At 72.4% G+C, this 9,894-nt stretch carries 6 protein-coding genes; 4 read left to right on the forward strand and 2 right to left on the reverse strand.

All coding sequences use genetic code 11. The annotated features are described in order from the left end of the window. Both GTW43_RS27720 and GTW43_RS27725 read left to right on the forward strand, forming a co-directional pair. The coding region (locus tag GTW43_RS27720) for a PQQ-dependent sugar dehydrogenase (RefSeq protein WP_161304698.1) at positions 1–1,586 on the forward strand (1,586 nt) is incomplete at its 5' end. A gap of 1 nt (position 1,587) precedes the next feature. Continuing rightward, entirely contained in the window at positions 1,588–3,801 is a 2,214-nt protein-coding gene (locus GTW43_RS27725) for a family 16 glycoside hydrolase (RefSeq protein ID WP_161304699.1), read from the forward strand. Between the two features lie 38 nt (positions 3,802–3,839). On the opposite strand, the gene ligD is transcribed toward GTW43_RS27725, so the two are convergent. Then, positions 3,840–4,871: a non-homologous end-joining DNA ligase gene (gene ligD, locus GTW43_RS27730; protein ID WP_161304700.1), complete on the reverse strand. Its 1,032-nt coding sequence runs from the start codon at positions 4,869–4,871 to the stop codon at positions 3,840–3,842. A gap of 73 nt (positions 4,872–4,944) precedes the next feature. On the opposite strand from ligD, the gene GTW43_RS27735 reads away from it, so the two are divergent. Beyond that, positions 4,945–6,006: an ATP-dependent DNA ligase gene (locus GTW43_RS27735; protein WP_161304701.1), complete on the forward strand. Its 1,062-nt coding sequence runs from the start codon at positions 4,945–4,947 to the stop codon at positions 6,004–6,006. A 29-nt stretch (positions 6,007–6,035) separates the two neighbouring features. Then, complete coding sequence (locus tag GTW43_RS27740; protein ID WP_161304702.1) at positions 6,036–7,019, forward strand: DUF3048 domain-containing protein; 984 nt, start codon at positions 6,036–6,038, stop codon at positions 7,017–7,019. A gap of 10 nt (positions 7,020–7,029) precedes the next feature. On the opposite strand, the gene GTW43_RS27745 is transcribed toward GTW43_RS27740, so the two are convergent. Continuing rightward, complete coding sequence (locus tag GTW43_RS27745) at positions 7,030–9,705, reverse strand: ATP-binding protein (RefSeq protein ID WP_161304703.1); 2,676 nt, start codon at positions 9,703–9,705, stop codon at positions 7,030–7,032. Positions 9,706–9,894 lie beyond the last annotated feature (189 nt).

Raw genomic sequence — 9,894 nt, forward strand, 5'->3', positions numbered from 1 at the left:
TGCGGCTGACCCAGCCGAACCAGGCGGGCCAGAACGACCAGATCGGCGAGCCCCACGGGCTCGTCACGGCCCCCGACGGGCGCGTCCTGTACATCGGGCGCGGCGGTGCGGACGCCTCCCAGCCGGTCGTCACGGACTGGAACGACCCGGACGTCGGCAAGGGCAAGGGCCAGATCCACGTCTACGACCCGAAGACCAAGAAGGTCACCCTCGCCGGCGAGCTGACCGTCTTCGGCAACAAGGGCGGCGGCGACGAGCTGGTCAAGGTCGAGGAGGGGCTGCTCGGCATCGAGCTGGACCCGAAGTTCGAGGAGAACGGGTGGGTGTACCTGCACTACACCCCGCACTCGCAGCTCGACCGCGACAAGCAGCTGGCCGAACGCCGGGTCTCGCGCTTCACGATGGACCTGACGACGAACAAGCTGGACCTGGCCAGCGAGAAGGTCCTGCTGAAGTGGCCCGTGCAGGTGCACAGTTGCTGCCACGCCGGTGGCGGGATGGCCTGGGACTCCAAGGGGAACCTGTACATCGCGACCGGTGACAACAACTCCTCGCAGTTCAGCGACGGGTACTCGGGCAACAACCCGGAGCCGAACTACAAGGGCGTGTCGTTCGCCGACGCGCGCCGCACCGCCGGCAACACGAACAACCTCAACGGAAAGATCCTGCGCATCCACCCGGAGGCGGACGGGACCTACTCCCTGCCGGAGGGCAACCTCTTCACCGGCAAGGAGACCGACGAGGGCGGCGGCAAGACGCGCGGCGAGATCTACGTGATGGGCGTCCGCAACCCGGCGCGCATCTCGGTCGACAAGAAGACCGACACGCTCTACGCGGGCTGGGTCGGTCCCGACGCGGGTGAGCCGTCGACGACCTGGGGTCCGGCGAAGTACGACACGTTCGCCGTCATCACCAAGGCGTCCAACCGCGGCTGGCCGTACTGCATGGGCAACAAGCAGCCCTACCGCGACCGCAACCTGCCGGACCCGACGAAGCCGCTGGGCTGGTACGACTGCGACCACCTGAAGAACGAGTCGCCGAACAACGACGGCCTCGTCAACATCCCGCCGATGACGCCGAACAACATCTGGTACTCCCCGCAGGGCGGCGCCCCGGACTACCCGCGCGACGCGAACGGCGTCCCCTCGTACAAGCAGGAGGAGGCGACCTACCTGCTGCCGTGGCTCAAGGGCGGCGGCCAGGCCGCGATGGACGGTCCCGTCTACCGCTACGACGCGTCGATCCCGAACGCGGACAAGTGGCCGAGCTACTGGGACGGCAAGTGGTTCATCGGCGACTTCTACGACGCGGACCAGCCGCGCCACGCGGTCCTCACGGATCCGAAGACGCACGGGGACGGGTCGATCCCGGTCCACGCCGAGTCGCTGAAGAAGATCGTGCCGATCGGCAACGACGGCATCAAGAACCTCATGGACTGGAAGTTCGGTCCCGACGGAGCGCTCTACGTCCTCGACTACGGACGCGGCTTCTTCACCTCCGACGCCAAGTCGGCGCTGTGGAAGGTCACGTACACGGGCGGCGCGGCGACCCCGGCGGCCGGTCAACTGGCCAGGAAGGGGCAGTGACATGGTGACCCGGCACCGACCGAGAGTGTGGCTGGCGCTGCTCGCCGCGCTGCTGATGTGCCTCGGCCTCGGCAGCACGACGACGGCGTACGGCCGGCCCGACGACACCGCCGCCCCGGCGGCGGCCGAACAGGTCCTGACCTGGACGGCGGGCGACGACATCACCAAGTACGGGTCCGCCCCGGAGACTGCGGTCGCCGGCAAGGCGACGATCGTGTTCGAGAACAGCGAGGCGACCGGCAACACGACCGGCATGCCGCACACGCTGACCTTCGACGTGTCGGACCCCGAGTACAACAACGACGTGCCGCTGAACATCCTGGCCAACCCGAACGACGACCAGGGCGGCAAGCACTCGGCGGAGGTCACCCTCTCCCCCGGCACGTACCGCTACCACTGCACGATCCCCGGCCACACCAGCATGACGGGGGTCCTCGTGGTGACGGACGGCGGCGGCGGAGACGACACCACCGCGCCCGAGACCTCGGCGAAGGCCGAGGGGCAGACGAACGCGGACGGTGCGTTCGTCGGCTCGGCCTCGGTCACCCTGGCCGCGACCGACGACGGCTCCGGTGTCGACCGGATCGAGTACGCGCTCGACGACGCCGGGTACACGCCGTACACGGCGCCGGTCGTCGTCGACCAGGTCGGCGAGCACACCCTGAAGTACAAGGCGACGGACAAGGCGGGCAACGCCGCCGAGGAGAAGTCGCTGTCCTTCACGGTGGTCGCACCGCCGACGGACGACACGACGCCGCCGGAGACCTCGGCGACCGTCACCGGCGAGAAGGACGACAGCGGCGCCTACCTCGGTATGGCGACGGTGACGGTCTCCGCTTCGGACACCGGCTCCGGGGTCAACTCGGTGGAGTACGCGCTCGGCGCGGACGGCGCCTGGCAGCCCTACACCGCGCCGGTGATGGTGCACGAGCCGGGCGCGCACACGGTGCGGTTCCGGGCCGCGGACAAGGCCGGGAACCAGGCGGCCGAGAAGTCCGTCGACTTCACGGTCGTGGAGCCGCCGGCCCAGGACACGACGCCTCCGTCGGTGTCGCTCGCGGTCGCGGGTGACAAGAACTCCGACGGTGCGTACATCAACGGCGCGCGGCTGACGCTGACGGCCACGGACGACGACTCGGGCGTCGACAAGGTCGAGTACTCGCTGGACGGCGGACCGTACCTCGCGTACGGCGAGCCGGTGGTCGTGGACCGGGTGGGCGCCCACTCGGTGGCCTACCGGGCGAGCGACAAGGCGGGCAACGCGTCCGAGGCACAGACCTTCCTGTTCGCGGTCGCCTCCGGCGGCGGGGTGCCCGCACCCGACTGCGCGGAGTACGACGAGCGTTCCACGGTGTTCGTCGGCACGGTCGACACCGGCGTCCCGAACCGGGTGACCGAGAACCGCTGCCGGATCAACGAGCTGATCGAGGACGAGAAGGAGTGGACCTCCCAGGCCCTCTTCCTCAAGCACGTCAAGAAGGTCACCGACCAGCTCCTCAAGCAGGGCGCCATCGACCAGCGCGAGTACAAGAAGATCAACAAGGCGGCGAAGCAGTCCGGGATCGGCAAGCCGGGGCAGACCGAGGGCTACCGGAAGATCATGGACGGCACGCAGGAGTCGTTCGCCAAGTGGGAGCAGGTCGGCGGCGGTAAGTTCGCGCTGAACCCCGACGGCTCGATCACCAGCAGCACCGATGTCGACGGCATGGGCATGCTGTGGTTCCCGCAGCGCAAGTACGGCGACTTCTCGCTGAAGCTCCAGTGGCGCGACGACGCCCCGGGCACGGGCAACGCCAACGGCGGTGTGTTCGTGCGCTTCCCGTGGGTGCACGACAACCCCGAGGAGCCGAACCCCGAGTGGGTCGCCATCAAGTTCGGGCACGAGATCCAGGTGCTCGACAAGCCCGACGGCGACATGTACAAGACCGGTTCGGTCTACGGCTTCGACCGGGTCGGGCTCGCGGGAGCGGGCGTCACCCAGAAGGGCACGTGGAACGACTACGAGGTCAAGGTGGTGGACCAGCACTTCTCGATCTACCGCAACGGTGTGCTGATCAACGAGTTCGACAACACCGGTGGCCAGGTCTTCGAGCCCCCGCGGGGCGACGACCCGGGCACCGACGGCCGGCGCTTCGCCTCCGGCTACGTCGGACTCCAGGTGCACAGCACCTCGGACGTCATCTCGTACCGGGACATCCGCATCAAGGAGCTGTGAGCCGCTCCCCCGTCACCGTCCGGTGACACCGAGCCGGGTCAGTCCTCGTGTCTGGCCCGGCTCGGCTGTACCCGCTTGGGCTCGCCCGGCATCTTCGGGTACTCCGGCGGATAGGGCAGGTCGCCCAGGCCCCGGTCCTTCGCGTCCCGGTCGGCGAGTTCGAGCAGGGCGTCGAGCCGGTGGCGCTCCTTGTCCATGTCCGCGTGGACGTCGCCGAGCGCGGCGTACCGCTCGGGCATCGTGACGATGTCGAAGTCGCGGGGCAGCGCGTCGCCGAGCTCGTCCCAGGTGAGCGGGGCGGACACCGGGGCGTTCGGGCGGGCACGGATCGAGTAGGCGGAGGCGATCGTGCGGTCGCGGGCCGTCTGGTTGAAGTCCACGAAGATCCGCTCGCCGCGCTCCTCCTTCCACCAGGCCGTGGTGACGTGGTCCGGCATCCGCCGCTCCAGCTCGCGCCCGCAGGCGATGGCGGCGCGCCGCACCTCGACGAAGGTCCAGCGTGGCTCGATCGGCACGAAGACGTGCAGCCCGCGGCCCCCGGACGTCTTGGGCCAGCCGCGCAGCCCCCCGAAGTCGTGCAGTACGGAGCGCAGTTCGCGGGCGGCGTGCACGGCGTCGGAGTAGTCCGTGCCGGGCTGCGGATCGAGGTCGATGCGCAGCTCGTCGGGGTGGTCGGGATCCTCGCGGCGCACCGGCCAGGGGTGGAAGGTGAGCGTGCCGAACTGGGCGGCCCACAGGACGGCGGCGACCTCGGTGGGGCACATCTCGTCGGCGGTGCGGCCCGAGGGGAAGGTGATGGTGGCGGTGGGGATCCAGTCGGGCAGGTTCCGGGCGGCGCGCTTCTGGTAGAAGTGCTCGCCGCCGAGGCCCTCGGGGTAGCGCTCGAGGGTGGTGGGCCGGTCGCGCAGGGCGCGCAGGATGCCGTCGCCGACGGCGAGGAAGTACCGGGCCACGTCCCGCTTGGTGTAGCCGGACGCGCCTCCGTCGGGGAAGTAGATCTTGTCGGGGCTGGACAGACGCACCGTCCGCCCGCCCGCCTCCAGCTCGACCGCCGCACCCTTGCTGCCCATGCGCCCACGCTAGGCCCGCGGGACGAACCACGCACACCGGGCGGTCTCCACCCCGACGGGACAGAATCGGTGCATGGATCTTCCCGTCACGCCGCCCGTCCGTCCGATGCTCGCGAAGTCCGCCGCGCGTATCCCGGCGGGGATGCACTACGAGGCGAAGTGGGACGGCTTCCGCGCGATCGTGTTCCGCGACGGGCCCGAGATCGAGCTCACCAGCCGCACCACCAAGTCGCTGACCAGGTACTTTCCCGAGCTGGTGGCCGCGCTCGCCGAACGCCTTCCCGAGCGCTGCGTCCTCGACGGGGAGATCGTGATCGCGCGGGACGGGCGGCTGGACTTCGACGCGCTGACCGAGCGCATCCACCCCGCCGAGTCCCGGGTGCGCACGCTCGCGGAGCGCACCCCCGCCTCCTTCGTGGCCTTCGACGTCCTCGCCCTCGGCGACGCGTCGCTGCTCGACGCACCGCTGACCGAGCGCCGGGCCCGGCTGGAGGACGCGCTGGCGCAGGCGTCCGCGCCGGTGCACCTGGCACCCGCGACGACGGACGCGGAGCTGGCGCATCGCTGGTTCGAGCAGTACGAGGGCGCGGGCCTGGACGGGGTCGTGGCCAAGCCGCTCGACCTGCGCTACCGGCAGGACGAGCGGCTGATGGTCAAGATCAAGCACGAGCGCACCGCGGACTGCGTGGTCGCCGGGTACCGCTTCCACAAGAGCGGCCCGGTCGTCGGCTCCCTGCTGCTCGGCCTCTACGACGACACAGGCACACTCCAGCACGTCGGGGTGTGTGCGGCGTTCACCATGAAACGCCGCACCGAGCTGATCGCCGAGCTGGAGCCGCTGCGGACCGACGCGGCCGACGGGCATCCGTGGGCGGCGTGGACCGACGGCGCCGCGCACGAGAAGTCCCGGATGCCGGGCGCGACCAGCCGCTGGACGGGCAAGAAGGACCTGTCGTGGGTGGCGCTGCGCCCGGAGCGGGTGGCCGAGGTGGCGTACGAGCACATGGAGAACGGGGCCCGCTTCCGGCACACGGCCCGCTTCCGGCGCTGGCGGCCCGACCGCACGCCGGAGTCCTGCACCTACGCGCAGCTGGACGAGCCGGTGTCGTTCGACCTCGCCGACGTGCTGCGCTGACCGGTCCGCTCTGCGCGCGCCGGAGCGGGATGACGGGCCGCTCCCGCGGGTACATCACCGGCGTGGACATACTGCGCAGGCGCGCCGTCGTGGCCGGACTGCTCGCGGCACTGCTCGCCGCCTGCACCCCGGCCGCCGGGCCGCCGGACGGGGGCGAGTCGTCCGCCACGCCGTCGCGCACACCGTCGGCGGGCGCCGCCCTACTCGCGGTCAAGATCGACAACGTGGGCCCGGCCCGGCCGCAGACCGGCCTCGAGGACGCGGACCTGGTGTACGCGGAGCAGGTCGAGGGCGGCCTGAGCCGGCTGATGGCGCTCTACGGGACGCGCGCGCCCCGCACCGTGGGGCCGGTGCGCAGCGCGCGCGAGACCGACCTCGAGCTCCTGGGCCGCTTCGACCGGCCGACGCTCGCGTTCTCGGGCGCGCAGAGCGCGCTGCTCCCCGCCATCGAGAAGGCGCCGCTGCGCGCCGTGACGCCCGGGGAGGCCGAGGGGGCCTTCTTCCGCGGCAGCGACCGGCCCGCGCCGCACAATCTCTATCTCCGCCCGGGCAAGCTGGGCCGCACCGTGTCGGGGACGAACGCGGGCACGCTCGCCGGGTACCGGTTCGCCGCGCGGCGCCCCGACGGCGGCCGGCCGGTCACGGAGCGCACGGTGCGCTTCCCGGCCGCGCGGTTCACCTTCAGCTGGTCGGACGCCGAACACCGCTGGCGCGTCGCGATGGACGGGCGCGCCGCGGTCACGGCCGGAGGCGCACGGCTGGAGGCCGCCACCGTGGTCGTCCAGTACGTACAGGTGCGGGACTCGCGCCTGCACGACAAGCTGGGCAACGCCTCGCCCCTGTCGCGCACCGTCGGCGCGGGCCGGGCCGAGGTGCTGCGCGACGGCCGGTCCTATCCGGCGCGCTGGCAGCGGCCGACGGCGGCGGACGGCACCGCGTTCACGGCGGCGGACGGCGGGGCGCCGCTGCCCTTCGCCCCGGGACCGGTGTGGGTCGTCCTGGCGAAGGCCTGACCGCCCGGCGCTAACGCAGTCCCCGGCCGGTCTCCAGGAACTCCCTGGCGCGCGCGGCGAGACCGTCGGCGCCGCACGAACGGGCCAGCGTCAGACCGCGGTTGAGCTCCGACAGGGAGCGGGCGGCGATGCCGTAGTCGACGCGGGCCTGCGCGTGCTCGTAGGCGCAGGGCGAGGCCTCCAGGTAGGTCACCGCCTTGGCGTACAGCGTGAGTTGGGCCTGTCCCGTCTCCAGGGCGGCGGCGCAGCGCAGGGCCTCGCCGATCGCGGTGTCGGTGCCGAAGCGCTCGGCCTGGACGCGGGCCTCGGCGGCCAGCTCGGCGGCGCGCCGCGGGTCGGTGAGGGCGAGCGCGCGGGCCAGGTCGCAGGCCCAGGGCGCCATGATCGTGTTGTGTCCGCCGCGGGCCATGGAGGCCTTCGCCGCGGCCTCCAGCTCGCTGATGCCCGCCTCGACCTCGCCGGTGGCCAGGAGCAGCCGGCCGCGCACGGAGTGGGCGTCGGGCAGGACGAGCGTGGACGGGTAGGGCGGGCCGAAGGAGTAGCGCTCGGCGACCTCGAGTGCCTCGTGGGGCTTGCCGCGGGCCAGGAGCGTGTCGATGAGGATGCACGCCGCGTCCCAGTGCATCGGCAGGCCGGTGCCGACGCGGTCCGCGAGGCGCAGCGCCTCCCGCAGCAGGGCCTCGGCCTCGGTGAGCCGGCCGCGTCTGCGGTGCACGAAGCCGACGAAGGCCTGGGCGAGCGCGAGGTGACCGCCGCTCCAGCCGGCCGTCTCGTACGCGCGGACGGCCTCGGTGAACAGGCTCTCGGCGCGGTCGAGCCGGTCGCTGAACACGTAGGCGTTGCCGAGCATGATGAGGACCTCGAAGCCCCACTCGGGGTCGGTCCAGCCGAGCCCGGGGGCCAGCCGTCCGTTCACCAGGGCGCGGTCGCAGCGCTCGACGACCTCCTCCGCGTTCTCCCCGCGGGTCATCGCGTCGAAGGCGCGCAGGATGAGCAGCACCCGCTCGGGGTTGGCACGGCCGGGCAGCTGGTCGGCGAGCGCCGCCAGGTTCCGCGAGCGGCCCGGGGAGTCCTCCTCGCCCGCGTGGATGCCCTCCCACATGAAGTGGACGGCCTGCAGGCGCAGTCGGGCCGGGCCGGGTTCCAGCAGTTCGGCCTCGGCGTCGATCAGCCGGAGCGCGTCCTCCAACTGGTCGTTGTGGACCAGGGCCTGGGAGAGCCGGCACACCGCGTCGACGCGGAGGTCGCCGGTCAGGCCCGGCGTCGTGTCGAGGGCCGCCGTCAGGTGCCGGATCGTCTTGGCGGGCGAGGTGAGCAGCGTGGCGCAGCCCAGTTCGTACAGCACCTCGGGCCGGGTCTCGGGCAGCGGCGGCTCCGCGAGGGCGCGCTCCAGACAGCGCCGGGCGGCCTCGGGGGCGCCGACCGCGAGGTGTTCACGGGCGGCGGCACGCATCTGCTCGACGAGTTCGGGGTCGTCGTCGGGGTGGACCTCGAGGAGGTGCCGGGACGCGGCGGCGGGTCCGTGGCCGGAGGCGGTGACGGCCCAGGCGGCCTGGCCGTGCATGGCGGTGCGGGTGGCGGGCGGGATCGCGTCGTAGACGGCGGAGGCGATCAGCGGGTGGACGAACTCCAGGGTGCCGACGTCCCCGTAGGTGGTGTCGGTGAGGATGCGGGCGGCGAGGAGACGCTCGGCGCAGCGCCCGGCCTGTTCGGGGTTCATCCCGGCCAGGAGCGCGGCGAGTCCGGGCTCGATCCGGGTGCCGAGGATGGCGGCGGCCCAGGCGAAGCGGGTGGCGTCGACACCGAGTCCCTCGAGGCGGTCGACGAGGCCGCGGCCGCGGGCCGACCTGTTCAGGGCGCGCAGCCGGGTGGCGGACTCCTCCTGCGGCGCGAGACCGCTGTCCTGCATCTTGGCGAGCAGTTCGACCGTCTCGTACGGGTTTCCGCCGGTGACCGCCCAGACCTCGCGGCAGAACGGGTCGTCGGCGTGGGCGCCGAGCGTGGCGCGGGTCAGGCCCGCGGTGGCGTCCGGGGTGAGGGCGCGCAGCCGGGTGGTGCCGGGCCGGGCGGCGTCGCTCACGGCGTCCAGGCACGCGGCGGCGCGGGCGTCCTCGGGGTCGCGCTGGGCGACGACGACGAGGACGGGCAGGTCGTCGAGGCGTTCGGCGAACGCGGCGAGCCATTCGAGGGTCTCGAGGTCGGCCCAGTGGGCGTCGTCCACGAGGAGCACCAGCGGCCAGTGCAGCCGGGCCAGTCGGGAGACCGCCGCGACGAGACCGTCACGCACACCCTGGGGGTCCGCCTGACGTCCCGTCGGCTCGGCTATCCCGAGCGCGGGGCCCGCGATGTCGTACCAGTCGCCGAAGTACTCGCGGGCCTCGTCCTCGGTGAGTGCGAGCAGGGCGGGCTGGAGCAGCTGGCGCACGACGTTGAAGGGGACGGAGGTGACCGTCTCCCCGCCGCGTGCGGACCAGACGGTGGCGCGGCCCGCGGCCATCGCCTCGACCTGGCCGAGCAGGGCCGTCTTGCCGAGGCCCGCCTCCCCCTTGTACACGACGAGGCTGCCGGACGAGGCGGCGTCCGCGCACAGGTCGTCAAGTGCCCTCGCGGCGGCGGCGAGTTCGGACTCCCGCTCGTACAGCGGCGGGCCTGAGGAGGCGGCGTCGGCGTGCCGTCCCTGAGTCATCCCGCACCCTCCCGGTGTGTGCGCGTCGGTCATGCGGCGTACTGCACCGAGCCTAGTCCGCGCCGACCTGCCGCGGAGGGGGGTCGTCGCAGCTCGTGGCGAACAGCGGGCGCCCGCCGGTGACGATCCGGTCGCTTCGCGGACCCTCTCATCACGTTTTCAGGCGCGCCTCATACTGTTTCGTCCATA

It is taken from the genome of Streptomyces sp. SID5785 (assembly GCF_009870065.1).
GTDB lineage: Bacteria > Actinomycetota > Actinomycetes > Streptomycetales > Streptomycetaceae > Streptomyces.